The sequence below is a fragment of the Agromyces sp. NPDC058104 genome (genome assembly GCF_042884835.1).
In the GTDB taxonomy this organism is placed as follows: domain Bacteria; phylum Actinomycetota; class Actinomycetes; order Actinomycetales; family Microbacteriaceae; genus Agromyces.
Genome location: NZ_JBHVTD010000001.1, coordinates 1,346,303 through 1,371,251, shown reverse-complemented (window position 1 = coordinate 1,371,251; position 24,949 = coordinate 1,346,303). Strand labels below are relative to the sequence as shown.

The 24,949-nt window shown below is 72.0% G+C and carries 24 protein-coding genes; 18 read left to right on the top strand and 6 right to left on the bottom strand.

The features are described from left to right. Positions 1–51: 51 nt before the first annotated feature. Positions 52–2,802, bottom strand: coding sequence for a cation-translocating P-type ATPase (locus ACFVTH_RS06490; RefSeq protein WP_387087986.1), 2,751 nt, complete (start codon positions 2,800–2,802; stop codon positions 52–54). 105 nt (positions 2,803–2,907) lie between these two features. Between ACFVTH_RS06490 and ACFVTH_RS06485 the strand changes: the two genes are divergently transcribed. From ACFVTH_RS06485 to ACFVTH_RS06470, 4 genes are read left to right on the top strand one after another with little or no spacing between them, the layout of a single operon-like run. Further along, entirely contained in the window at positions 2,908–4,044 is a 1,137-nt protein-coding gene (locus ACFVTH_RS06485; protein WP_387087983.1) for a class I SAM-dependent methyltransferase, read from the top strand. A gap of 56 nt (positions 4,045–4,100) precedes the next feature. Beyond that, positions 4,101–4,391 carry an ATP-dependent Clp protease adapter ClpS gene (gene clpS / locus ACFVTH_RS06480; RefSeq protein WP_387087981.1) on the top strand — a complete coding sequence of 97 codons (291 nt, stop codon included), beginning with the start codon at positions 4,101–4,103 and terminating at the stop codon, positions 4,389–4,391. Then, on the top strand, positions 4,388–4,891 hold the full coding sequence (locus ACFVTH_RS06475; protein ID WP_387087978.1) for a DUF2017 family protein: 504 nt from the start codon (positions 4,388–4,390) through the stop codon (positions 4,889–4,891). The genes clpS and ACFVTH_RS06475 overlap by 4 nt, the downstream gene beginning before the upstream one ends. A 46-nt stretch (positions 4,892–4,937) precedes the next feature. After that, the gene (locus tag ACFVTH_RS06470) at positions 4,938–6,092 is read left to right on the top strand and encodes a DUF998 domain-containing protein (protein ID WP_387087975.1); all 1,155 of its coding nucleotides are present in this window, start codon (positions 4,938–4,940) and stop codon (positions 6,090–6,092) included. Positions 6,093–6,152: 60 nt separating this feature from the next. Here the strand turns inward: ACFVTH_RS06470 and ACFVTH_RS06465 are convergent, their stop codons facing one another. After that, positions 6,153–6,554, bottom strand: a complete 402-nt coding sequence (locus ACFVTH_RS06465; protein WP_387087972.1) for an SHOCT domain-containing protein — start codon at positions 6,552–6,554, stop codon at positions 6,153–6,155. A gap of 257 nt (positions 6,555–6,811) precedes the next feature. Here ACFVTH_RS06465 and ACFVTH_RS06460 point away from each other — a divergent pair, with 257 nt between their 5' ends. The 7 genes from ACFVTH_RS06460 (at position 6,812) to ACFVTH_RS06430 (ending at position 13,952) form a co-directional block, all read left to right on the top strand. Continuing rightward, positions 6,812–7,654 carry a mechanosensitive ion channel family protein gene (locus ACFVTH_RS06460; RefSeq protein WP_387087969.1) on the top strand — a complete coding sequence of 281 codons (843 nt, stop codon included), beginning with the start codon at positions 6,812–6,814 and terminating at the stop codon, positions 7,652–7,654. Between the two features lie 10 nt (positions 7,655–7,664). Next, positions 7,665–8,963 (top strand): ion channel protein, encoded by a 1,299-nt coding sequence (locus ACFVTH_RS06455; protein WP_387087966.1) that lies wholly within the window; start codon positions 7,665–7,667, stop codon positions 8,961–8,963. 25 nt (positions 8,964–8,988) lie between these two features. Then, positions 8,989–10,647 carry a SulP family inorganic anion transporter gene (locus ACFVTH_RS06450; RefSeq protein WP_387087963.1) on the top strand — a complete coding sequence of 553 codons (1,659 nt, stop codon included), beginning with the start codon at positions 8,989–8,991 and terminating at the stop codon, positions 10,645–10,647. Next, positions 10,644–10,814, top strand: a complete 171-nt coding sequence (locus ACFVTH_RS06445) for a hypothetical protein (RefSeq protein ID WP_387087960.1) — start codon at positions 10,644–10,646, stop codon at positions 10,812–10,814. Before ACFVTH_RS06450 ends, ACFVTH_RS06445 begins: the two co-directional genes overlap by 4 nt. Positions 10,815–10,825: 11 nt before the next feature. Further along, positions 10,826–11,497 (top strand): GAP family protein, encoded by a 672-nt coding sequence (locus ACFVTH_RS06440; RefSeq protein WP_387087957.1) that lies wholly within the window; start codon positions 10,826–10,828, stop codon positions 11,495–11,497. Then, positions 11,498–12,658 carry an AI-2E family transporter gene (locus tag ACFVTH_RS06435; protein WP_387087954.1) on the top strand — a complete coding sequence of 387 codons (1,161 nt, stop codon included), beginning with the start codon at positions 11,498–11,500 and terminating at the stop codon, positions 12,656–12,658. Positions 12,659–12,731: 73 nt separating this feature from the next. After that, entirely contained in the window at positions 12,732–13,952 is a 1,221-nt protein-coding gene (locus ACFVTH_RS06430; protein ID WP_387087951.1) for an AI-2E family transporter, read from the top strand. A gap of 100 nt (positions 13,953–14,052) precedes the next feature. Here ACFVTH_RS06430 and ACFVTH_RS06425 read toward each other — a convergent pair whose 3' ends face one another. After that, on the bottom strand, positions 14,053–16,377 hold the full coding sequence (locus ACFVTH_RS06425; protein WP_387087948.1) for an arylsulfatase: 2,325 nt from the start codon (positions 16,375–16,377) through the stop codon (positions 14,053–14,055). Between the two features lie 249 nt (positions 16,378–16,626). Here ACFVTH_RS06425 and ACFVTH_RS06420 point away from each other — a divergent pair, with 249 nt between their 5' ends. The 5 genes from ACFVTH_RS06420 (at position 16,627) to ACFVTH_RS06400 (ending at position 20,599) form a co-directional block, all read left to right on the top strand. Beyond that, entirely contained in the window at positions 16,627–17,061 is a 435-nt protein-coding gene (locus ACFVTH_RS06420) for a DUF6325 family protein (RefSeq protein ID WP_387087945.1), read from the top strand. 2 nt (positions 17,062–17,063) lie between these two features. Further along, positions 17,064–17,417 (top strand): SHOCT domain-containing protein, encoded by a 354-nt coding sequence (locus ACFVTH_RS06415; protein ID WP_387087943.1) that lies wholly within the window; start codon positions 17,064–17,066, stop codon positions 17,415–17,417. Positions 17,418–17,575: 158 nt separating this feature from the next. Further along, positions 17,576–18,715 (top strand): type III polyketide synthase, encoded by a 1,140-nt coding sequence (locus ACFVTH_RS06410; RefSeq protein WP_387087940.1) that lies wholly within the window; start codon positions 17,576–17,578, stop codon positions 18,713–18,715. 11 nt (positions 18,716–18,726) lie between these two features. Beyond that, positions 18,727–19,479 (top strand): methyltransferase domain-containing protein, encoded by a 753-nt coding sequence (locus ACFVTH_RS06405; RefSeq protein ID WP_387087937.1) that lies wholly within the window; start codon positions 18,727–18,729, stop codon positions 19,477–19,479. Continuing rightward, positions 19,472–20,599: an FAD-dependent oxidoreductase gene (locus ACFVTH_RS06400; protein ID WP_387087935.1), complete on the top strand. Its 1,128-nt coding sequence runs from the start codon at positions 19,472–19,474 to the stop codon at positions 20,597–20,599. The genes ACFVTH_RS06405 and ACFVTH_RS06400 overlap by 8 nt, the downstream gene beginning before the upstream one ends. A 25-nt stretch (positions 20,600–20,624) precedes the next feature. On the opposite strand, the gene ACFVTH_RS06395 is transcribed toward ACFVTH_RS06400, so the two are convergent. Beyond that, complete coding sequence (locus tag ACFVTH_RS06395) at positions 20,625–21,065, bottom strand: nitroreductase family deazaflavin-dependent oxidoreductase (RefSeq protein WP_387087933.1); 441 nt, start codon at positions 21,063–21,065, stop codon at positions 20,625–20,627. A 160-nt stretch (positions 21,066–21,225) separates the two neighbouring features. On the opposite strand from ACFVTH_RS06395, the gene ACFVTH_RS06390 reads away from it, so the two are divergent. Both ACFVTH_RS06390 and ACFVTH_RS06385 read left to right on the top strand, forming a co-directional pair. Next, positions 21,226–21,714: a DUF1877 family protein gene (locus tag ACFVTH_RS06390; protein ID WP_387087930.1), complete on the top strand. Its 489-nt coding sequence runs from the start codon at positions 21,226–21,228 to the stop codon at positions 21,712–21,714. Between the two features lie 34 nt (positions 21,715–21,748). Continuing rightward, positions 21,749–22,648: a LysR family transcriptional regulator gene (locus ACFVTH_RS06385; RefSeq protein ID WP_387087927.1), complete on the top strand. Its 900-nt coding sequence runs from the start codon at positions 21,749–21,751 to the stop codon at positions 22,646–22,648. Positions 22,649–22,657: 9 nt separating this feature from the next. Here ACFVTH_RS06385 and ACFVTH_RS06380 read toward each other — a convergent pair whose 3' ends face one another. Together ACFVTH_RS06380 and ACFVTH_RS06375 are read right to left on the bottom strand one after the other, a co-directional pair. Then, positions 22,658–23,371, bottom strand: coding sequence for a type 1 glutamine amidotransferase domain-containing protein (locus tag ACFVTH_RS06380; protein ID WP_387087924.1), 714 nt, complete (start codon positions 23,369–23,371; stop codon positions 22,658–22,660). Positions 23,372–23,467: 96 nt separating this feature from the next. Further along, positions 23,468–24,904 (bottom strand): PucR family transcriptional regulator, encoded by a 1,437-nt coding sequence (locus ACFVTH_RS06375; RefSeq protein WP_387087921.1) that lies wholly within the window; start codon positions 24,902–24,904, stop codon positions 23,468–23,470. Positions 24,905–24,949 lie beyond the last annotated feature (45 nt).

The window sequence follows — 24,949 nt, the reverse complement described above, 5'->3', positions numbered from 1 at the left end:
CGTGAGCCGCACCCAGCGAACGCGATCGGCGAATCGGCGCGTGGTGCCGCCTCAGTGGACGCCAGTGGACGCCACCGCCGGCGACACCGCCGCGCGGTTCGCGATCCGGCGCCGCCGCAGCCACTTGTCGCCCTCGACGACGACCAGGAGCACCAGCGTCAGGCCGAGGCACTGCAGCCACTGCCACCCCGTCAGCGACACGGTGCCGAGCATGCGCTGGAACAGTCCGAGCTCGGTCGACGCCACGATGAGCACGACCGGCCAGACCAGGATCTTCGCGACCGCGGCGATGGGCGGCAGCAGGCCCGACTCGGGCGTGCGACGCATGAGCAGGGCGCTCAGCACGGTGGCGAGCCCGAGCACGACGTAGGCCATGGTCATCGATGCCGTCGGTTCGACGGGGCTCGGCACGTCGGGTCCCCACACGAGCGGCACGAGGGCGATGAGGAAGATGACCGCGCCGTAGACGAGCCACTCCACGAGCGACACGCGGTTGACGACGCCGATCCTCGGGTCGCGCGGCGGGTGGTTCATGATGCCGGGCGGGTTGGCGTCGGCGGCGATCGCGATCACCGCGAACAGCGCCACGAAGAAGTTGATGAACAGCACCTGCGCCGGGAACAGGGCGACGCCCTCGGCGATCGAGAATGCGCTCGCGGCGAGGAACAGCATGATCAGGCTGAGCAGCTGGGTCATCTGGAAGCGGAGGTACGCGGTGATCTTCGAGTACACGATGCGACCGAGCTCGACGGCGTGCACGAGCGTCGCGAAGTTGTCGTCGGTGAGCACGAGCTTCGCCGCCTGCTTCGTCACCTCGGAGCCCGAGCCCATCGCGACGCCGATGTTCGCCTGCTTGATCGCCGCGGCGTCGTTGACGGCATCGCCGGTCATGGCCACGATGGCGCCCTCCGACTGCAGGAGCCCGACGAGTCGGAGCTTGTCGTCGGGGGTGACCCGGCCGAACACGTGGAGCTCGGGCAGCCGCCGCAGGAGCTCCTCGTCGTTCATCTGCTTGAGGTCGGCACCGCTCACGGCCCCCGCCCCCAGCCCGAGCTCGGCGCCGATGGCGCCCGCGGTGACGGCGTGGTCGCCCGTGATCATGCGCACGTCGATGCCGGCGCGGTGGGCGATGTCGACGGCGGCCTTCGCCTCGGGACGCAGGGGGTCGACGATGCCGACGATCCCGATGAGTACGAGTTCCGAGACCCACGCCATCGGGTCGGCGGCGACGGTGCCCTCGTCGGCGTCGTCGAGGAACCGGGCGGCGATCGCGAGCGTCCGCAGCCCCGTGGCCGACATGCGCTCGAGCTCGGCGGTCGCCGATCCGGCGGCGAGGGGCTCCACCTCCCTCGACTCGCCGAGCATGCTCGCGCACCGCCCGAGCACGACGTCGGGCGCCCCCTTCACGAGCAGCACGAGTCGCTGCACGCCCCGCACCGGGATCCGCTGCAGCGTGGCCATGAACTTGTAGTCGGAGTCGAACGGGACCTCGGCGAGGCGCGGGTAGTCCTTGCGGGCCTGGTCGGCGTCGATGCCGAGCCGCGCGCCGAGCACCACGAGCGCGGCCTCCGTCGGGTCGCCCACCACCTCGCCCTCCGCCGAGACGGTGGCATCGTTCGGCAGGCTGACCGCGAGTCCGAGCGTCGGTGCGTCGAGCGGCTCGTCGGAGGTGCCGAGCACCTTGCCGTCGAACGAGTAGCCTTCGCCCGTGACGCGGTAGCTGTTGCCGCCGAACCAGGCCGTGCGCACCGTCATCTTGTTGAGGGTGAGCGTGCCCGTCTTGTCCGAGCAGATCGCGCTCGTCGCGCCGAGCGTCTCGACGTCGTTCAGCGACGCGACGATCGCGCGCTCCTTCGCGAGCTTCGACGCACCCCAGGCGAGGAGGCTCTGCACGAACACCGGCAGGCCCGTCGGGATGGCGGAGATCGCGACGGCCGTGGCGAGGAACAGCAGCTCGTCGAGGCTCTGGCCGCGCACGAAGCCGATGACGACGATGACGAGCACGGCGCTCCAGGCGATGATGCCGAGCACCTTCGTCAGCCCGTCGAGCTCGAGCTGCAGCGGGGACTTCTTGTCGCCGACCTGCGTGAGCAGCGAGGCGATCCGGCCCATCTGGGTGCGCATGCCGGTCTCGACGACGGCGATGCGTGCGGTGCCGCGGGTGACCGAGGTGTTCTGGAACACCATCGACGTGCGGTCGGCGAGTGCCGTGTCGGCCGTGTTCTCGGCCGGACCCTTCGGGATCGGCAGCGACTCGCCGGTGAGGGAGGCCTCCTGCGTCTCGAGGTTCGCCGAGCGGAGGATCCGGCCGTCGGCGGGCACGAGGTCGCCCGACTCCAGCTCGACGATGTCGCCGGGGACGAGCCCTGTCGCCTCGATCTGGATCAGCGCTCCGTCGCGGATCACCCGCGCCTTCGGCGTCTGCAGCTTGGCGAGCGCGTCGACGCTGCGGCGCGCCTTGACCTCCTGCTGCGTGCCGGTGACGACGTTGAAGAGCACCAGGATCGCCACGATGATCGCCGTCGTCACCTGTCCGATGAGGAGCGACACGATCGTCACCGCGATGAGCATCAGGGTCATGAGCTCGAGCACCTGGCTCAGCGCGATGCGCCACACGCTCGGCGGCGGGGCGCTCTGCAGGGCGTTCGGCCCGGCCTCGGCGAGTCGTCGCTCGGCCTCGGCCGCGGTGAGTCCGCGCGACCCCTCCGTCTTCGCCTGCGCGAGCACGTCGTCAGGGGGGAGCGACCACCACTCGACGCCGTGGACGTCGTCGGTGCCGCTGTGCTGAGCTTCGATGGTCATCGCGTAACCCCCAGAAGTCGTGTCGACATTCGACAGGCTAGCCGGGAGGATGCCGCGAGCGGGAGAGGTCGTCGACACGAGTTCACCGAGCCGTACGCTGGGTGCATGCCCTTCGACTTCGGCGCCCTGCGGCGCACCCCCGACGTCGAGGGGCCGGGGCTCGAGGCATCGGATGCCGCGGACCGCCTGATCCTCGACGAGGCCGCGGCACTCATCGCCACGGCGGGGCCGGGCGAAGTCGTCGTCGTCGACGACGCCTACGGGGCGCTCGCGCTCGCCGCGGCCGCCGCGGGGGCACGAGGCATCCGGGTGCACCAGGACCTCGTGACCGGCGAACGGGCGCTCGCGCAGAATGCGGCCCGGCTCGGCCTGGCCGACGCCGTCACGGCGGCCCCGCTCGCGCCCGAGCTCGTCGCCGACGCGCGCCTCGTGCTGCTGCGCCTGCCGAGGGCGCTCGACCGGCTCGACGAGGTCGCCGAGCTCGTCGCGGCGCACGCGCATCCCGAGGTCGTCGTCGTCGCCGGGGGGCGCATCAAGCACATGTCGCTCGCGATGAACGAGGTGCTCCGTCGTCGGTTCGCCCGCCTCGACGTGTCGCACGCTCGACAGAAGTCGCGGGTGCTCATCGCGCGCGAGCCGGGGGGAACGTCGTCGACGGCCTCGACCGGCGCCGACTGGCCTCGCCGCGCGCACCACGCGGAGCTGTCGCTCACGGTGGTCGCGCACGGCGGGGTGTTCGCCGGCACCGGCGTCGACATCGGCACCCGGTTCCTGCTCGACCAGCTCGCCGACGCGGTCCCGGATGCCGCGACCGCCGTCGACCTCGCCTGCGGTTCCGGCGTCGTGGCCGCATGGCTCGCCCGGGCGCGGCCCGCCCTGGAGGTGACGGCGACCGACCGCTCGGCGGCGGCGGCGGCATCCGCCCGGCTGACCGCCGAGGCCAACGGCGTCGCCGACCGGGTGCACGTCACCCGCGCCGACGGACTCGAGGGGCTGGCCGACGCGAGCGAGCGGCTGATCGTCCTCAACCCGCCGTTCCACAGCGATGCGGCGATCTCGACCGGCATCGCCGCCCACCTGTTCGCCGACGCCGCCCGGGTGCTCGCGCCCGGCGGCGAGCTGTGGTGCGTGTGGAACTCGCACCTCCGCTACCGGCCGGTCCTCGAGCGCGTCGTCGGACCGACCGGGCAGATCGCGCGGAACGCGAAGTTCACGGTCACCGCGTCGCGACGGGCGGCGTGAGTCGGATGCGGTGTGCGCGGGATGCGGGCGGGCGCACATCGTGTCAGGCTGGAGGAATGACGACGACCCTCGAACGGCCCGACCTCGACGACGCCCTGCGCGCCGTGGTCGAGGTGCCGTGGCGGGCGATCGTATGGGACGACCCGGTCAACCTCATGAGCTACGTGAGCTACGTCTTCCGCAGCTACTTCGGGTACCCGCGCGACGAGGCCGAGCGGCTCATGCTGCTCGTCCACCACGAGGGGCGCGCCGTCGTCGCCTCGGGCTACCGCGAGGCGATGGAGCGGCACGTGCAGGCGATGCACGGGTACGGCCTGCAGGCGACGGTCGTGAGGGGCGACGGGTGATCGTCGCGGGCCGCGGGGGCGGCGGCGAGGGCGTGCGCCTCGTGCTCGAGACCGAGGAGGCGATGCTCCTCTCCGAGCTCGCCGACCAGGTCGACTCGGTGCTGCTGCTCGGCGAGCCCGACGACCCCGCACTCGGGCGCCTGCTGCCGAGCGCCTACCCCGACGACGTCGAGGCCTCGGCCGAGTACGCGCGCTACACGCGCGAGAGCCTCGTCGACGGCAAGCGGCAGGCCGCGCAGCGGGTCCGCGACGCGACCGCCGCGCAGTCCGAGAGCGGTCTCGTCGAGATCGAGCTCGACCAGTCCGAGGCGTGGGGCTGGCTCACCTTCCTCACCGACCTGCGGCTCATCCTCGCCGAGCGGGTCGGCGTCGACGACCCCGACGACGACGAGCCCGATGTCGACTCCGAGACGAGGGACGACTACCTCCGTGCGGCGTACGAGTGGGCGGGCTTCGTGCAGGGCTCGATGCTCGAGGTGCTGGATCCCACAGATGGGTGAGCCGCAGCCCTAGAGTGGTGCCCGACAGAGAGATCGGAGCGCCAGCGTGACTCAGACCCCGACCCAGGCCCCATCCCGTCCCGAGCACCGCCCCGCCGCCGTCGGTGCGGCCCTGCGACATTCCGCGCAGAACGTCGAGTCGCTCGAGTCGGCGGCGCTGCTCGTCGGTGCGGCGTTCTTCGTGGTCGGCGGCCTCGTCAGCGGAATCGCGTTCTGGGGGCGCGACCTGCCCATCTCGGGCGCGGGGTCGATCGGCGAGTTCGTCTCGATCGCCGCAGCCGTGACGGCGGTGATCGCCTTCGTGCTCGGCCGCGTGCTCGCCCGGCGCACCGAGAACGCGGCGCTGCGGCGCGAGATCGGCCAGGGCCTGTCGGTGCCCGGCGCACGACTGCACTGGTTCGACGTCGCCGCCCTCGCGATCGCGCACGCGGTCATCGCGCTCCTCGGCTGGGTGGCCCTGTCGACGGTGCTCGAGCAGAGCTTCCGCGACGCCGTCGTGTTCTCCCTCCCGGCGACCGCACTGGCCGCCGTCGCGATCGCGCTCACCGGGTACGTCGCCTTCCTCTCCTCCGCACGGATGACCCCGATGCTGCTCTCGCTCGTGCTCGCCGTGTTCCTCGTCGTCGGCGCGCTCACGAGCATGCTCTCGGCGAGCGACCCGCACTGGTGGAAGGAGAACCTCTCGGCGCTCGGCATGACGAACGACATCTCGGCCATGGCGTTCAACGTCACGCTGATCGTGGCCGGCGCGATCGTCACGATCGTCGCGCGCTACGCGACGGCGACCCTGCCGGTCGGCACTCCGCCCGACAAGCGGGGCCGCGACATCGTCCGCGTCGGCCTCGTGCTGATCGGCATCTTCCTCGCGTGCGTCGGCATCTTCCCGGTCGACGAGTTCTTCGCCGTGCACAACACCGTCGCGACCGGCATGGCCGTGTGCTTCGCCGTCATCGTGATCGGGCTGCCGTGGTTCATCCGCAGTGTGCCGAAGGTGTTCGTGGGACTCGGCTACGTCTACGTCCTCGTCATCATCGTCGTCGCGATCTTCTTCGCGACCGGCTACTACAACCTCACGGCGGTCGAGCTCGTCGCGGCGTGCCTCATCTTCAGCTGGATCATCGTGTTCCTCCGTACCGCGAGCGCGTCGGGCACGACGGAGGCCGACAGCGCGGCACTCGCGCCGTCGACGCCCGCCGAGTAGCGCGACGACGACGAAGGGCCGGATGCCACTGGCATCCGGCCCTTCGTTCGTTGCGAGGGATCAGGCGGTGTGCGAGAGCGCCTTCGCCTTGAGCGCCTCGTACTCCTGCTGGTTGATCGAGCCCGAGTCGAGGAGCGCCTTGGCCTTGGCGATCTCGTCCGAGGGGCTCGCCGAGGTGCCGGCGGTCTGGCGGATGTACTCCTCCTGCGCGGCCCGGACCTGCGAGTACTCCTTCTGCGAGCGCTCGGCCATGCCCTTGCCGCGGGCGATCAGGTAGATCAGCGCCGTGAGGAACGGCACGAAGATCAGGAAGATGATCCACACCGCCTTCCACCAGCCGTTCAGCTTCTGGTCGCGGAACAGGTCGCCGATGATCGCGAAGAGTGCGAACAGGTAGGCGATGAACGCGAACGCCCAGAGGAACCACCAGATCAGGTCCCAGAAATTCTCCCAGATGCTCATCAAGAGCCTTTCTTCGATACGTGGGGGCGACGCCGGTTGCGACGCCGAGACGCCCCGTGTTCGAAGGGGTTGGCCGAGCTGGCTCGCACGTCGTACCCCCCGACCGTGACCGTCCTGAGCACGACACTAGCGCGAGCACGGGTCCGAGCGTAGGGATTCCCGCACGTTGCGACGCACGGCGTGGCGCGGAATCATGGCGCGCGGGTCGCTCGCACGGGCGCCCCGCGTCGCGATAGCCTCGCCGTGGGGAGGTGCGCATGGGGGATGTGTGGGCGTCGCTCGAGCTGAACGGCTGGAGCATCGCAGGCATCGTCGCGACCCTGCTCGCGACCTGGCTCCTGGCCTCGCTCGCCCGCAGAGGCGTGCGAGCCGCGCTGGCCAGGGTCCCCAACCTCACCGTCGGCGTGCAGCGCCTCGCGGAGCGCATCGTCGTCTACGGCATCTGGCTCATCGGCATCGGCATCGCGCTCAGCTTCCTCGGCGCATCGATGCAGCCCGTGCTCGCGATCGCGCTCGTCGTCGGGGTCGTGCTCGTGCTCGTGCTGCGCGGGATCGCCGACAACTTCGCCGCGAGCGTCGTGCTGCAGACCCGCCACCCGGTCGCGGTCGGCGAGGAGATCGAGAGCGGCGGCTTCGTCGGCACGGTCACCGAGCTCAACGGGCGCTCGGTCGTGATCCGCACCGTCGACGGACGCACGGTGCACGTGCCCAACTCGGAGCTCCTGGGGGAGCGCTTCGTCAACAACTCGGCGCACGGCGCGAGGCGGAGCGAGATCGAGGTCCGCGTCGAGCACCCGTGGGACCCCGGCACGGGCGCGGAGGACGTCTCCGCTCCCGACCCCGTGCGAGCGCTCGTCGTCGAAGCCGTCGAGGGCGCCAAGGGGGTGCACCGTCACGAAAGCGTGCAGCTGCGGCCCATCACCCTCGGCGCCGGACGCGCCGTGTACCGGGTGCGCTACTGGCACCACCCGCTGCACGGCGTCGCCGTGACCGATGCGGTGGTCGACTCGGTCGCATCGGCGCTCGCCGCGCGCGGCGTGCGGGCGGTCGTGACGAGCGACCTGCCGCCAGCTCCCCTCACCCCGCCGATGGAACTCTGAGGAGATCCGGATGATCGATCCCACCGCCGCGCCGACGGTCAAGCAGCTCGCGCTCCTCTCGATCCCCGCGATCGTGATCGGCGCGGTCTCCGCGCTCGTGCTGTGGCTCCTCGACGTCGGGGCGGGGTGGCTCCAGGACCAGCTGTGGACCGAGCTGCCTGCGCTCGTCGGGGCGACCGGCTCGACGCCGTGGTGGATCATCCTCGTGATGACCCTCGTCGGCGCCGCGGTCGGACTCGTGGCCCAGTTCATGCCGGGCCACGCCGGGCCCGACTCCGCGGTGGGCGGGCTCGAGGGGCCGCCGCCCCCGATCGCCGTGCTGCCGAGCCTCCTCATCGCGGTGGTGCTCGGCCTCGCCGGCGGGGTCAGCCTCGGTCCCGAGAATCCGATCATGGCGATCAACGGCGCGCTGGCCGTCGCGGCGCTCGCCCGGCTGTCGAACGCGGTGCCGCCGAGGCTCGTCGTGCTGCTCTCGGCGGCGGGCACCCTCGGTGCGCTGTTCGGCACCCCCGTGGGCGCCGCCCTCGTGCTCACCGGCATGGTCGCCGCCGTGAAGGCGGGCGGCTCGCTCTGGGACCGCATGTTCCTGCCGCTCGCGGCGGCCGGCGCGGGCGCCATCACCATGCACCTGCTCGGCGCGCCGACGCTGGCGTTCGACGTCGAGCCGATGACGGAGGCCGACGGGTTCGACCTCCTCTCGGGGTTCCTGATCGCCGCGGTCGCCGCGGTGGCGGCGATCGCGATCGCCTGGGCGTTCCCCTACGTGCACCGCGCCTTCCACGCGCTCAAGCACCCGATCGTGTTCACGACGCTGGGCGGTCTCGTGCTCGGCGTGCTCGGTGCGATCGGCGGCCCGATCACGATGTTCAAGGGCCTCGAGGAGACGGGCGAGCTGATCTCGGACCCCGGGGCGTACTCGGTGCCGCAACTCGCCATGTTCGCGGTCGTGAAGCTCATCGCGCTGCTCGTCGCCGCGAGCGCCGGGTTCCGCGGCGGCCGCATCTTCCCGATCGTCTTCGTCGGCGTCGCGATCGGGCTCGTCGGCCACGGCCTGTTCCCCGACGTGCCGTTGTCGCTCGCGATCGCCTCCGGCGTGCTCGGCACGGTGCTCGTCGGCACCCGCGACGGCTGGATGGCGCTGTTCGTCGCGGCGATCCTCGTCGGCGACCCGCTGGTGCTGCCGCTGCTGTGCGTCATCATCGTGCCGGTCTGGCTCATCGTCACCAAGGCGCCCGCGCTCGAGATCGAGGCACCCGAGACGCCCGCACCCAGTCCGCCCACAGCCCCCGCCGAGCCCGCACGGCCGTGACCGCATGGAATCGAGAAGGAACCCGATGCAGAAGCCGCTGGCCGGACTGAGCCGACGCAACCTCGCCCGCGAGCTCACCGCCGGCGTCACGCTCATCGCGATCGCGATTCCGCTGAACATCGGGTACGCCCAGATCGCGGGCCTCCCGCCCACCGCCGGGCTCTACGCGCTCATCGTGCCGACGATCGTCTACGCCCTCGTCGTCTCGAGCCGGCAGTTGGTCGCCTCGCCCGATGCCGCCGCCGCAGCCCTCGTGGCGAGCTCGATCGGCGGCCTCGCCGCCGCCGGCAGCGCCGATTACGCGACGCTCGCGCTCGCGCAGGCGATCCTCTGCGGCGTCATGTTCCTGCTGCTCGCGGTGTTCAAGCTCGGATTCCTCGCGAACTTCCTCTCGAAGCCGATCCTCGTGGGCTTCGTCGGCGGACTCGCCCTCGACATCCTCGTGAGCCAGATCGCGAAGATGCTCGGCGTGAAGATCGACTCGGGCGGCGAGTTCGTCGACAAGGTCACCGGGCTCGTCACGGGCCTCGGCACGACGAACCTCGTCTCGCTCACCATCTCGGTGCTCGCCGTCGCGGTGCTGCTGCTCGGCAAGCGGTTCCTCAGGGCGGTGCCCTGGGCGCTCGTCGTGCTGGTGCTGGCGACGGTCGCGGTGGTGGTGCTGCACCTCGACGCGCTCGGGGTCTCGGTGCTCGGCGAGGTGCCGGCCGGGCCGCCCGCCATCACCTGGCCGGTCATCGACTGGACGATGTGGCTCGCGCTCATCCCCTCGGCCATGGCCCTCACGCTCGTGACGACCGCGGAGGGGCTGCTGGTGTCGCGCTCCTACGGCGAGAAGCGCGGCTACGCGACGAGCCCGAACCGCGACCTCTTCGCGTTCGGGCTCGGCAACATCGCCGCCGGCGCCTCGGGCAGCTTCGCGGTCGGGTCGTCGACCTCGCGGACCGCGGCGATGGACCAGGCCGGATCGCGCACCCAGCTGCCGTCGTTCGTGCTCGCGGCCGGCACCCTGCTGCTCCTCCTCTTCGGCACCGCGCTGCTCGCCGACATCCCCTCGCCCGCGATCGGTGCGATCGTCGGCGTCGCGATCCTGCCGCTGCTCGGCATCGCCGAGTTCCGCCAGCTGTGGCGGGCCGACCGCTTCGAGTTCCTCGTGGGCGCGACCTGCTTCCTCGTGACCCTCTTCATCGGGTCGATCCCCGGCATCCTCGTCGCCTTCGTGCTCGCGCTCGTCAACCTCGCGAAGCGGGCGGCCAACCCGGCGATCGACGTGCTCGAATCGAGCGGCGAGCCGGGCGACTCGCTGCTCGACGAGGCCCCGAAGGGCGAGGTCACCGCGCCCGGCGTCATCGTCGTGCGGCTCGCGGCACCGCTGTTCTTCGCGAACGGGGCCGTCTTCGCCGACGCGGCGAAGAAGGCGGTCCGGCGGGCGAACTCGGCCGGCAACGGCCCGGTGCGCCACCTCGTGATCGACATGGAGGCGGTCACCGACGTCGACGTCACCGGCGCCGAGAGCTTCGAGTCGCTGCTCACCTGGCTCGAGCGCGAGCAGATCGAGTTGTCGTTCAGCCGGGTGCGCGCCGACGCGCGCCGCCGGCTCGAGCAGCTCGGCCTGCTCGGCGACCACCCGAGCTACGACACCAACCGGGCCGCGATCGCGGCGCTGACCAAGGAGAATGCGTGACCCACCCCGCCGGAATGACTCCCGATGAGCTCGCCGAGGCGATCCGCCGCGTGAGCACCCCCGACGAGATCGAGACGCCCTTCGGCCGGCTCGAGCTGCGGCTCTACGGCCCCCTCGAACCCTGGTTCGACGGCAGCTGGCGCCTCCCCGAACTCGTCAAGGCCTGAGAGGAACGCAGATGGGCAGCGTCATCGGAGACATCCTCCCCCTCGCCGTCGGGATCGCGATCAGCCCGATCCCGATCATCGCGGCCATCCTGATGCTCCTCTCGCCGAAGGCGAAGGGCACGAGCGTCGGGTTCCTCATCGGATGGGTGCTCGGCATCGTGGTCGCGGTCGTGCTGTTCACCCTGCTCGCCTCGGTCGTCCCCGAGAGCGACCCGGATGCCGCGAAGCCGATCGCGGGCACCGTCAAGCTGCTGCTCGGCGCGCTCCTCCTGCTGCTGGCCCTGAGGCAGTGGCGGAGCCGCCCGAAGCCCGGCGAGGAGCCGGCGATGCCGAAGTGGATGTCGGCGATCGACCAGATGACGTTCGGCAAGGGACTCGGCCTCGGGTTCCTGCTCTCGGCGGTCAACCCGAAGAACCTCATCATGGGCGTCGGTGCGGGCGTCGCGATCGGCTCTGCCGGGCTGTCGGGCGGCGAGCAGGCGATCGCGATCACGGTCTTCGTGCTGATCGCCGCGTGCTCGGTCGCGATCCCCGTCATCGGATACCTGCTCGCGTCGCAGCGCATGGCGGGCCCGCTCGAGTCGCTGCGCGGCTGGCTCGTGCACAACAACGCGACGGTCATGGCCGTGCTGCTGCTCGTCATCGGCGTCGTCATGCTCGGCAAGGGAATCGGGAGCTTCTAGATGGATGCCTCGCGGGCGGCCCTGGCTCCCGGCACGCGCACGCTGCTCACCCTCGCCGCCGCGGTCGTCGTGTTCGCCGGCGTCTGGTTCGCCCGCGACCTGCTCGCCCCGGCCGCGGTCGCCGCGGTCGTCGTGATCATCTCCTCTCCCGTACGGCGTCCGCTCGAGCGCGCCGGCTGGCCCGTGTGGCTGGCCTCGACGGCCGTCATCGTCGTGAGCTACCTCATCCTCGCGGTGCTCGCCGTCATGCTCGTGTACGCCGCCGCGCAGTTCGTGGGCGTGCTGCCCGACTACGCCGACGAGCTCGCCGCCACGGCCGACGGCGTGCTCGCCTCGCTGCAGGCGCTCGGCTTCTCGGCGCCCTCGGCCGAGACCGCAGCGGGATGGCTCGACCCCGCCGTCCTCGGGCAGGCCGCCGTCGGCATCGCCGACTGGGTGCTCGGCCTCGCTGCGGCGTTCTTCTTCGTGCTCGCCTACGTGATCTTCATGGCGGTCGACGGGGCGCGCTTCCGCGCGGCCGCGGGCGCGGCATCCACCCGGATCTTCGGCGACGAGACCGGCGACGGCATCGCCCGCCGCTACTTCGGCGGCGTGCGCCGCTACTACGTCGTCAACGCGACGTTCGGCGCGATCGTCGCCGTGCTCGACGGCCTGCTGCTGTGGGCGGTCGGCATCCCGATCCCGATCGTGTGGGCGATCCTCGCGTTCGTCACGAACTTCATCCCGAACATCGGGTTCGTGATCGGCCTCATCCCGCCCGCGGTGCTCGCGCTCGTCGTCGGCGGCTGGCCGCTCATGCTGATCGTGATCGCGATCTACTGCGTCATCAACGTCGTGCTGCAGGTGCTCGTGCAGCCGAAGTTCGTGAGCGACGCGGTCGGCCTGAGCCTCACGCTCACCTTCTTCTCGGTCGCGTTCTGGGCGTTCGTGATCGGGCCGATCGGTGCCATCCTCTGCATCCCGCTGACACTGCTCGTGCGGGCGCTCTTCATCGACGGCGATCCGCGGATGCGCACGCTCGCGCGGCTGTCGGGCGCCGACGACGCGACGTCGCCCCCCGGTCGGGAGCCCGTTCGGGCGCTCACCGCCGAGGCGCAGCAGGCCGAGGCATCGCCCGCCGACGTCGCGACCGCGCCGCAGGGCGACGCCGACGGGGGATGAGGGATCACCCGAGAAACACGATGACGGGCCGCGGCCGAGCCCCGATACTGGTACCGGAATCGAGGAGGAACCCATGTGGTGGAACAAGAAGCGAGAGCAGGCCGCCCAGCCGCCCGCGGGCGAGGCCCGGGTGACCATGACGCCGCCGATTCCGCACCGCAACGCCTTCCTGCTGGTCGGCCTCGCCGGGCTCGTGGTCACCCTGTTCGGCATCGCAGCGATCCGAGACGTCTTCTCGTCGGTGTTCCTCGCCCTCGTGCTCGTCATCTGCGTGCATCCGGTCAGGCGCGGGCTGGAACGCCGGGGCGTGCCGCGCGGGGTCGCCACCCTCATCGTGCTGCTGACGGTCGTGCTGCTGCTCGGCGGTTTCGTCTTCGCCCTCGTGATCTCGTTCGCGCAGTTCGCGACCCTCCTGCCCGAGTACACGCCCGAGATCGAGTCGTGGGCGGCCACGGCCGCGCAGTGGCTCCAGAGCCTCGGCGTCGGGCAGGAGCAGGTCAACGCGCTGATGAGCTCGTTCGACCCGGGCAAGATCGTCGGTGCGATCGGCGGTGTCGTGAGCAGCCTGCTCGGCGGTGCTGCGGGGTTCATCTCCTTCGCGGTGATCCTGCTCACGATGCTGATCCTCATCACCTTCGACTCGTCGTACGTGCCGACGGTGGTCGCCGGCATCGGCCGCAAGCGCCCCGAGGTCGCGACCGGCCTCGTGCGCTTCGCCGACGGCGTGCGACGCTACATGGTCGCCACGACCGGACTCGGCGTGGCGCAGGGCCTCATCAACTGGTTCGCCCTCGCCCTGCTCGGCATCCCCGGTGCGGCGCTCTGGGGCATGCTGTCGTTCCTCTGCAGCTTCATCCCGAACATCGGCTACTTCATCGCGCTGATCCCGCCGCTCGTCTTCGGCGCCCTCGTCGGCGGCTGGCCGATGGTCGTCGCCGTGCTCGTGGTCTACGGGCTCATCAACGCGGTGATCCAGTCGATCATCCAGCCGAAGGTCGTCGGCAACGCGGTCTCGCTCAGCCAGTCGCTCACGTTCGCGTCGGTGCTCGTCTGGGCCGTCGTACTCGGCCCGATGGGCGCCATCCTCGCGGTGCCGCTCACCCTGCTCGTGCGCATGATGCTCGTCGACTCGAACCCGTCGGTCGCGTGGGTGCTGCCGGCGCTCGGGGAGGTCGACGACGCGAAGCGAGAGATGAGCGCGCTCGACGCCGAGGCGAAGGTCGCCCGCATGCAGGCCCGTGAGGAGAAGCGGACCGAGCGCACGGCCGGCCACGCCGACCGCGACGCGGAGTAGGCGAGGCAGCGGCGACGGCCATCGCCGGCGCTGCCGCAGGAACGACGGATGCCTCGGCGGGATCGCTCCCGCCGAGGCATCCGTCAGTCGTGCTCGCCCGCTACTCGCGCGCGAGCGCCGCGAGCGCCTCGAGTTCGAGGTCGAGGTACTGCTCCTCGCTCACGTCGACCGCGACGCCCAGCAACTTGCCGCCCGTGAACGGGAACGAGTCGGTGTACTGGCTGCTCACCGCGTCGCCGCTGTCGTAGCCGACGCAGAGGCCGTCGCCGCAGAGCGTGAACTTGCCGATCTGCGACCGCATCGGCCCCTCGGCGACGACCTGGTCGTCGACGTAGAGCTTGCAGGTGCCGACCGACTCGCCGTGCTCGCCCGCGCCCTCGCGGATGAACTCCATGCCGAGCGCGTGCTTGCCCGGCGTGAGCGCGCCCGATGTGAACGACTGCTCGGGCGGGATGCCGAGGAAGTTGTAGACGTAGTTGAGCGTGCCGTCCTTGATGAACAGCGAGTGCCCGCCGAACCGCGAGCCGTGCGCGAAGAGCACGCCCTCCGCGCCCTCCTCGAGCACCACGTCGGCGATGACCTTGAACGAGCGGCCGCGCACGTTGACCGCGACCGACTCGGCCACCGCGCCCGTGTCGGGGTAGTAGACGTAGCGGGTGCGCGGCGGCTCCGACTGCGGGCGCTCGATCGTCAGCTGGTCGCGCGCCGAGCGGTCGTCGAGCGGCAGGACGTTGTTCTTCTCCGCCTCCTCGAACCATGCGTCGACGAGCTCCTTGAGCTTCTCGGGATGCTCCGCCGCGAGGTCCTTCGACTCCGAGCGGTCGACCTCGACGTGGTACAGCTCCCAGCGGTCCTCGTCGAAGCGGCCGTGGCCGGTCAGCGGGGCGTGGATCGCGGCGGCCTTCCAGCCGTCCTTCCAGATGCCACGCGTGCCGAGCATCGCGTAGTACTGCACCTGCTTCTCAGTCGGGCCGTCGGGCGCGGCGTCGAAGGAGTACTTCATCGACACGCCGTCGAGCGGGCGCTGCTTCACGCCGCGGAACTCGTCGGGGAACTCGATGCCGATGACGTCGAGGATGGTGGCGACGATGTCGGTCGAGTGGTGGTACTGGTTGCGGATCTCGCCCTTGGCCGAGATGCCCGCCGGCCAGTGGATGACCATCGGGTCGCAGGTGCCGCCCGCGAACTGCGAGTAGCGCTTGAACATCTGATATGGCGTCGAGAACGCGGCCGCCCACCCGGTGGGGTAGTGGTTGTACGTCTCCGCGCTGCCGAGCACGTCGATCTTCGCGAGGTTCTCGGCGAGGTCGTCGGGGAACCCGTTGAAGAACTTGTTCTCGTTGACCGAGCCGTCGGGCGAGCCCTCGCCCGAGGCGCCGTTGTCGGCGCAGTAGAAGATGAGCGTGTTCTCGAGCTGGCCCGAGGCCTCGAGGTAGTCGACGATGCGGCCGATCTGGGCGTCGGTGTACTCGCTGAAGCCCGCGAAGACCTCGGCCATGCGGCTGAACAGGCGCTGCTCGTCGGCGGAGAGCGAGTCCCACGGCTTCACGTAGTCCGCTGCGTTCGCCTGGTCGTCGGGCAGCGGGTTGAAGGGCGTCAGCTCGGTGCCCTCGGGCAGCACGCCGCGCTCGACCATGCGCTCGAGCACCCAGGTGCGGTAGGCGTCGTAGCCGTCGTCGAACTTGCCCTTGTACTTCTCGATGTACTCCTGCGGCGCATGGTGGGGGGCGTGGTTCGCGCCCGGGCAGAACCACGTGTACCAGGGCTTCGAGGGGTTCGACGCCTTCTGGTCGCGGATCATCCGGATCGCCTGGTCGGCGAGGTCCTTGGAGAGGTGGTAGCCATCCTCGGGCGAGTACGGCTGCTCGATGAAGCGGTTGTCCTCGGTGAGGTCGGGGTACCAGTTGTTCGTCTCGCCGCCGAGGAAGCCGTAGAAGCGGTCGAAGCCCATGGCGAGCGGCCACTGCGCCTTCGACCCGCCCGCCGAGACGTCCTCTTCGGGGACGTTGTGGTTCTTGCCGACCCAGAACGTCGAGTACCCGCTCTGCTGCAGCACCTGCCCGATCGTGGCGCACTCGGCTGGGATGTGACCCGAGAGGCCCGGGAACCCGTTCGTGCCCTCCATGATGTTGCCCATGCCGTTGGCGTGGTGGTTGCGTCCGGTCAGGAACGTCGAGCGCGTCGGCGAGCACAGCGCCGTGGTGTGCCACTGCGTGTAGGTCAGGCCGTTCTGCGCGAGGCGCTCCATCGTCGGCATGTTGATGCGGCCTCCGTAGGGCGACCACGACGCCTGGCCGGTGTCGTCGTAGAGGATCACCAGGATGTTCGGCGCCCCTTCCGGCGCCTTCGGCGTCTCGTACGGCGCCCAGTCCGCGACCGAGTCGCGCACGTCCAACTCGATCTTTCCCCTGAAATCTGCGGACATTGAACGCCTTCCCCTCGTCGATGTACCCGCGCGGCGCTGCCGCACGCTCCCGACGCTACCGGCCGCCGGGGCAGCGGGGAAGGGTCGGCGCGCCGGGCGGAGGCGGCCTGAGGCGGCCGACGGACCGGGCTCGCGGATTCGCCCCCGAATCGGGGCCGTTCGGCTCTGGCGCCGCCCGACGGGCCGGGGTTAGTCTTCGGATGTGTGGTCGGCGACCGCCGACCGGCATCGTTCGAGCCAAGGGGAATCATGGCGGAGTTCGCATACGGCCCGGTGGAGCTGTATCTGGTGGGGTTCGAGGGGGACCGACTCGATCCGGGCACGGTCGAGGCGCTCGAGGAACTGGTCGACGGCGGCGAGGTGCGCCTGCTCGACCTCGTGATCGTCTCGCGCGAGCCCGACGGCTCGGTGCGCATCGTCGAGATCGAGGACGAGGGCGAGGCGTACGGCTTCGGCGTGCTCGAGCTCGAGCAGTCGGGTCTCGTCGGCGCTGAAGACGTCGACGACTTCGCCGAGCTCATCCCTCCGGGCACCTCGGCCGCGCTCGCGGCGTTCGAGCTGCTCTGGGCCAAGAAGCTCGCATCGCGTTTCGCCGAAGGCGGCGGCGTGGTGCTGTCGACCGAGCGCATTCCCGCGCCGGTCGTGAACCAGTTGCTCGCCGAGGCGAGCGGGGAGGAAGGCTGATCATGCCTCTGGGACGTATGGGTCGCCCGGGTCTCATCGGGATGGCGGCGCGCACGGCGGTCGTCGCGGGCACCGCGACGGCGGTCTCCGGCAACGTCGCCCGCCGCCAGAACGAGCGCGCGCAGCAGAAGTACGACGCGCAGCAGTACGAGCAGCAGCAGCAGTACGAGCAGCAGCAGGCGTACGCCCAGCAGGCGGCGGCGCAGCAGGCCGCCGCGCAGCAGGCCGCCGCTCCGGCCGCCCCGGCCGGCGGCGTCGACGTCGTCGCCGAGCTGCAGAAGCTCGCCGCACTCCAGCAGCAGGGCATCCTCTCGGCCGACGAGTTCGCGGCCGCGAAGGCGAAGCTGCTCGCCTGAGGCCGAGCGAGATCGGCACGGATGCCGCGGGCGGCTGCCGCCCGCGGCATCCGTCGTTTCCTCACTCGGCCTCGACGCTGGCGACGCGGGCTGCGAACCACCCGAGAGCTCGGCGCCACCCCTTGCCGTGGAGGCCGGTCGCGACCCTACGATGAGGCATGACCGTCGCACTGCGGGGACTCTCGACCGTCGTTCCGCCGACCGTGCTCGTCCAGCCCGAGGTGCGCGACGTGTTCGCCGCACAGCCGGGGCTGAACCGCCTCGCCCAGCGCATCATCACCACGAGCTTCGACGTCTCGGCCATCGAGACGCGGCACACCGTGATCGCCGAGCTGAGTCGCGATGCGCACCCCGACGACCCCGTCTTCTTCGACATCGACTCGGGCGTGCTGCTGCAGCCCGGCACGAAGGCCCGCAACGAGCTGTACGCCCAGCAGGCGACGGGACTCTACGTCGCCGCCGGCCGGGCGGCGATCGACGCCACGCCGGGCATCGACACCGCCGACGTCACCCACATCGTCACGGTGAGCTGCACCGGCTTCTACGCCCCCGGTCCCGACTTCATGATCGCCAGGGAGCTCGGCCTCGACGCGGGCGTCGAGCGCTACCATCTCGGCTTCATGGGCTGCTACGCGTCGATCCCGGCGCTGCGGCTGGCGAAGCAGCTCTGCGAGGCGGATGCCTCGGCGGTCGTGCTCGTCGTCTCGGTCGAGCTCTGCACGCTGCACCTGCGGTCGTCGAACGACCCCGACACGATCGTCGCGTCGTCGCTCTTCTCCGACGGGGCCGGTGCGGCGATCGTCACCGCCCACCCACCCGAGCCCGGTGAGCGGGCGCTCGTGCTCGACCGGTTCGCGACCCGCATCACGCCCACCGGCGAAGGCGACATGGCGTGGAAGATCGGCGACCACGGGTTCGAGATGGTGCTCTCGAACGCGGTTCCCGCGCTCATCGACGAGCACATCACCGGTGCGCTCGAGCCGCTCTTCGCGCACGACCCCGCGCTCGTCGACGCCCTCGAGACGGATGCCGCGGGGCGGGCCGTCGAGCACTGGGCGATCCACCCGGGCGGTCGCAGCATCCTCGACAAGGTCGAGACGCGGCTCGTGCTGAGCGAGGCGCAGCTGGTGCCCGCGCGCGACACGCTGCGCGACTACGGCAACATGTCGAGCGCGACCGTGCTCTTCGTGCTGCGGCACATCCTCGACGGCGACGCGGGCGCCGGCGAGCGTGTCGCCGCGATGGCGTTCGGGCCGGGGCTCACCGTCGAGTCGGCGCTCATGACGGTCAGCGGCTGAGGCGCGCCGAGGTGACGACGGGGCGGGCCGGGGCGGCCGGGCTGGCGGTGCGCGACGAGAGCGCCCGCGAGCTGATGGACGCTCCCGACGCCGACGAGGCCATGCTCGCGAAGACCTACGAGCGGTTCCGGCTCGTGAACGCCGTCGTGTCGGGGGAGCGAGCGGTGTACCGCGACTGGGTGCGTCCGCGGCTCTCGCCGGTCTGGGGCACGAGCTTGCTCGACGTGGGAACCGGCAGCGCCGACCTGCCGCGCCGGCTGCTGCGCTGGGCGCACGCCGAGGGCCTGCGGCTCGAGGTCACCGCGATCGACCCCGACGGGCGGGCGATCGCGTGGGCGCGCGCGCAGCCGCCGACCCCCGGGCTCACCCTCCTGCAGACCACGAGCCGCGTGCTCGCCGACGCGGGCCAGCACTTCGACCTGGTGCTCTCGAACCACGTGCTGCACCACCTCGACGGGCAGGAGTTCGGGGCGCTCCTCGCCGACAGCGAACGGCTCGCCGAGTTCGGCGGCACCGTCGTGCACGGCGACATCGAGCGCAGCCGGCTGGGCTACGCGGGCTTCGCGCTCGGCACGTTGCCGTTCGCGCCGAACCTGCTGCGCGGTTCGTACATCAGGGCCGACGGACTCACGTCGATCCGGCGGAGCCACACCGCCCGCGAGCTCGCGGCCGTGCTGCCGCAGGGGTGGCGGGTGCGCCGGGCGTTCCCGTCGCGCCTCGAGGTGGTCTGGCAAGGGGATGCCGCGGGGCGCCCCCGTGCCTGAACCGGGCGAACGGGCCCAGGTCGTCGTCGTCGGCGGCGGGCCGGTCGGCTTGCTGGCGGCGGTGCTGCTCGCCGCGCGGGGCATCGACGTGCGGGTGTTCGAGCGCCGTCGCGAGCGGTCGACGCGGCCGAAGGCGATCGGGGTGCACGGCCCGGGCGTGCGCGCCCTCGACGCTGCGGGCGTCCTCGACGAGCTCGAGCGGGCGGGCACCCGCATCACCGGTGGCGAGGTGAGCGTCGCGGGCCGTCGGCTCGGGCGTCTGCGTTTCGCGGAGGCGTCGGCCGTGCTCTCGGTGCCGCAGCACCTCGTCGAGGCCGCGCTCGAGCGGCGACTCGGCGAGCTCGCACCGGCGGGGCTGCGCCGCGGGGCCGAGGTCGCCGACCTGGGCGTCGGGCAGCACGGCGCGCGGGTTCGCCTGGCCGGCGGCGACCGGGTCGAGGCGGAGTTCGTGATCGTCGCCGACGGCGTGCGCAGCGGGACGCGCGCGCGGCTCGGCATCCCGTGGCGCCGGCGGCGCGGCGCCGCGCGGTACGCCATGGCCGACCTGGCCGCCCCGGGCGACGACGTCGCGAGGCTGCACTTCGAGGCCGGCGGCGTCGTCGAGTCGCTGCCGCTGCCCGGCGGACGACGCTGGGTCGCGCACCTCGCCGACCGCGATCCCGGTGCGCCGCTCGACGCCGCCGCGTTCACGGCCATCGTGGCCGAACGGGTCGGGGTGCGGCTCGAGGCCGTACCCGAGCCGAGCGTGTTCCTCGCGAGCCAGCACGTCGCCCGGCGCTTCGCGGCGGGTCGCGTCGTGCTCGCCGGCGACGCCGCGCACGAGGTCAGCCCGATCGGCGGCCAGGGCATGAGCCTCGGCTTCCTCGACGCGCTCGCGCTCGCCGAGCTGCTGCCGGCCGCGCTCGACGATCCCCCCGGTGCTGGGGCGGCGATCGGGCGCTACGAGCGCACCCGCAGGCGAGCGGCCGTGCGGGCCTGTCGGCGGGCGAGGTTCAACATGGCGATGGGGGCTCCGGCGCGTGGCATCCGACTCGCCCTTCGCAACACCGCCGTGCGCCTGCTCGCGGTGCCGCCGGCGCGCGCGGTGCTCGCGCGGGTGTTCACGATGCGCGGCCTCTGACGACGTGCTCGCGCCACGCCGCGGCTCAGGCGGCGGTGCGCCGCAGCACGAACACGGGGATCAGCCGGTCGGTCTTCTCCTGGTAGTTCGCGTAGTCGGGCCAGGTCTCGTTGGCGCGCTCCCACCACGCGTCGCGCTCCTCGCCCTCGAGCTCGTGCGCGAGGTAGTCGTGCTTCTCATCGCCGTCCTGCAGCTCGACCTCGGGGTGCGCCTTCAGGTTCCAGTACCACTGCGGCTGCTCGGGTGCGCCGCCCTTCGACGCGACGACCGCGTACTCGCCCTCGTGCTCGACGCGCATGAGCGCCGTCTTGCGCAGCTTGCCGCTCTTGGCGCCGCGGGTCGTCAGCACGATGATGGGGCGGCCGCGCAGCAGGTTCGCCGCAGCGCCGTCGGACGCCTCGTACGCCTCGGCCTGCTTGCGGGCCCAGTCGGAGGTGCTGGGGGCGTACTCGCCTTCGAGTGGCATGGATTCTCCTCAGAGTCGTTTCTCGGGTCAACCGAGGCGGCCGCCGAGTTCTTCCCGTGCCTGCGGGCGATGGCGGCCTCGGCCTGGATCATCTCATGTCGTGCGGGCCCGATAGATTCGGCCATGGTGCGGCGTGCGCACCGGACCGGATGGGGGACGCATGGAGCTCGGGGTGCACTTCCGGCTGAACGACGACGAGGCCCGGCGGGTGCTCGACGCGGCCGGCGACGACGAGCGCCTGCACGACGTGATCGGCGAGCTCGAAGCCGACGACGCGATCTGGCAGCGCGCCTGCGAGACCGACAAGGCGTGGGACCCGATCGCCTGCGCGCTCGCCCCCGAGGGCGACGACGGCGAGTGGCCGGCCCGAGGCGTGATCGGCGGCGCCCGTGCCCTGCAGGCCGACGACGAGGAGTGCTGGGTCACCCACCTCGATCCGGGTGAGGCCGCCGAGGTCGCGGGATATCTCGCGACGCTCGACGACGCGACGTTCGCCGGCGCCTACCGGCGGATGCCCGACGAGCTGCGCAACCCCGAGTTCGGCGACGACGAGCAGGCCTACGCGCTCGCCATGCTCGCGGGGCTGCGCGAGTTCTTCGCCGCGGCCGCCGCCGATCGGCAGCACGTCGTGTTCACGGTCTGGGGCTAGGGCTTCTCCGCCCGGCCGTGCAAGAATCGCGCCGATGGCGGCACACGAACTCGAACACCTCCGCACCTTCCTCACCGTGCTGCGCGCGGGGTCGATGAGCGAGGGCGCGCGGCTGCTCGGGCTCTCGCAGGCGACGGCGAGCTCGCACGTGCAGGCCCTCGAGCAGCGGCTCGGCACCGTGCTCTTCGAACGCAGCGCGGCCGGGGTCGTCGCGACCCCGCGCGCGGTGGCACTCGGCCGCGAGGTCGCGGGGCCGCTCGACGCGCTCGACGACGTGCTCGCCCCCGCGGCGGCCGGCGGCACCGAGACCATCGACCTCGGGGGAGCGGCCGAGTTCCTCGGCGAGGTGCTCGCACCGAGCCTGGGCGAGCTCGCGGAGGTCTCGGCGGTGCGCCTGCGGTTGCGCTTCGGCCTCGCCGACGCGCTGCTCGACGACTTGCGCGCCGGGGCGCTCGACCTCGTCGTGAGCTCGGTGCGTCCGTCGCAGCGCGGCCTCAGCGCGATGCCGCTCGTCGACGAGGAGTTCGTGCTCGTGGCGGCACCCCGCTGGCGTCCGGCGACCCCGCCCGACGAGACCGCGGCGTTCGTCTCCGCGCTCGCCGAGGTGCCGCTCGTCGCCTACGGCGACGAACTGCCGATCGTGCGCCGCTACTGGCGTTCGGTGTTCGGGCAGCGCCCCGACGGACTGTACCCGATCGCGGTGATCCCCGATCTCCGCGCGATCCGGGCTTCACTCGTCGCCGGCACCGGCATGTCGGTGCTGCCGCGTCACCTCGTCGAGTCGGAGCTCGCGGAGGGCCGTCTCGTGCTCCTCCACGAACCCGAGCTGGCGCCGCTCAACACCCTGTACCTCGTCTCGCGCACGGGCGAGCTCGATCGCCGCGATCGCCTCCGCGCGCTGGCGGAGGCGATCGTCGCCGTCGTGAGAGGCTGACGCCCGGCGTCAGGCCTGCGCGCGCTCGGCCAGGGCGGCGAGGAGGGCCTCGGCGACCGCGACGCTCGACTGCGGGTTCTGCCCGCTGATGAGGTTGCCGTCGCGCACGATGTGGCTCGCCCAGGGCTCACCGCCCTCGACGCGCGCGCCGCGCGCGGCGAGGGTCGCCGCGACGAACCACGGCGTGCCGTCGCCGAGGCCGCCCGTGCGCTCCTCCTCGTCGGTGAACACCGTGAGGCGGCGACCGGCGAAGGCGAACGCGCCGTCGTCACCCGTCGCGCTGAGCAGTGCGGCGGGGCCGTGGCAGAAGGGGGCGATGAGCACGTCGGCCCGGTCGGCGGCCATGAGCGCGGCGCCGACCGCGGGGTCGCCGGCGAGATCGGCCATCGGCCCGTGACCGCCCGGCAGGACGACGGCGTCGAAACCGGTCGCGTCGAGCTCGGCGATCGATGGGGGCGAGGCGAGTTCGGCGGCGATGCCGTCGAGGTAGTCGCGGAACTCCTCGACCTTCGCCTCGTCGCCGACGATCTCGGCCGACAGCGAGCCCGGGTCGACCGGGGCCGGCGCGCCGCCGGGCGTCGCGACGACGACGTCGGCGCCGGCGCCGGTGAGCGAGCGGTGCGCGACGACGAGCTCTTCGGCCCAGAAGCCGGTGGGGTGCAGCGAGCCGTCGGCGAGTTCGAGGGCGTCGGCCGCGGTCACGATCATGAGGATGCGGGTCATGTGGTTCCTTTCGACGCCCACGAGTCTGCCGACGAGGCATCCGTCGCGCCCATCGGAACGTCGATGCCCCCTCTCAGCCGTTCGCGGAACGCACGCTCAGCGCTCGAGCGCGCGCACGGCGAGCCACGCCGCCGTGCGATCGTCGGGGTTCGCCATCGACAGCCCGCTGAGCTCCTCGATGCGGTGGAGGCGCGCCGCGAGGGTCTGGCGGTGCACGCCGAGCGACGCCGCGGTCGCCCCGAGCGCGCCGTGCTCGGAGAGGTAGACCCGCAGCGTCAGCAGCAGCTCGCCGTGGTCGCCGTCGGCGCCGCGCAGCGGGTCGAGGAGTTCGGCGATGCCCGCGGTCGCGTCGGCGTCGAGGCGTTCGAGCACGAGGGCGACCGTCGGCAGCGCCCGGTACCGCACGACCGTGCGGGCGTCGGCGACGGCCGACTCGTGCGCCTGGCGCGCCTCCGACGCGCTGCGCGCGAGTGCGTCGCCCGGCCCCGACGAGCCGAGTCCGAGCCGCAGCACAGCGCTGCCGTCGAGCGTGAACTCGAGCGCCCTGCGGGCGAACGCGTCGACCTGGTCGTCGCGGAGGAAGCCGAGCACGCGGTCGTGCGCCTCGGTCATGACGTGCACCGCACCGAGCTCGTCGAGCCAGCGCGCGACGAGCCGTTCGAGGTCGACGCCCTTCGACCGGCTGGAGAGCGCGAAGGCGGTCAGGCTGCGCTCGTGCACGCCCCACCGGCGCAGCAGCGCGGATGCCTCTGCGCCGCCCGCGAGCAGCGTGTCGACCATGATCGCGCGACCGAGGCGCTCGGTGCCCGCGTGGTCGTGCGTGCGCAGCACGAGGTCGAGGAGCGCGGCCGTCTGCGACGCGAGGTCGCGCGCCCGGCTCGTCGAGCTCTCGCGCGAGGCGATCACGAGCAGGGCGGTGAGGTCCTCGCCGGATCCGACCGGGTGCACCTGCAGTCCGGGGTGCCGCACCCGGACCGGGCGGTTGAACGCCACGGCGACCGCGTCCTGCACGTGCAGGCCGCCGGCGCCCGCGGTCGTGATGACCTGGCCGTGCGCGTCGAGCAGCACCGCCCAGCCGTCGATGCGGTGGGCGAGTTCGGCGATGACCGCCTTGGCGCCGCCGCGACGGGCGACCTGGGTGAGTACCTTCGTGCCGGTCGTCACGAGGCGGTCCTCGGCGGCCTGGTCGGCCGCGAGGAGGGCGACGATCGTCGGGAGCACGGCGGTCGGGTGCCCGGGTGCGCCGACCAGGGCGGTGACGCCGGCCTCGGCCAGCCCCGCTCGGAGCGCAGGGTCGTCGGCACCGGTCACGAGCACCGCGTCGGCGAGCGACGCGGCGCGAGCGTCTCGGGCGGCGAGGGCCGCGACGAGCTCGTCGCGATCGCCCACCACGAGGGTCGCGAAGGAGGGGTGCGCGACGACCGAGAAGTCGTCGAGCGCGACCGCCGAGTCGACGGGGCGCGAGGGCTCGACCCGGCCCGGCACCACCGCGGCGCCGAGGGTCGAGGCCACTGAGTCGAGTCGACGAGCCATCCATGCAGTGTAAGAGATGTCGACTCGCGCGCATTCCGTTCACAC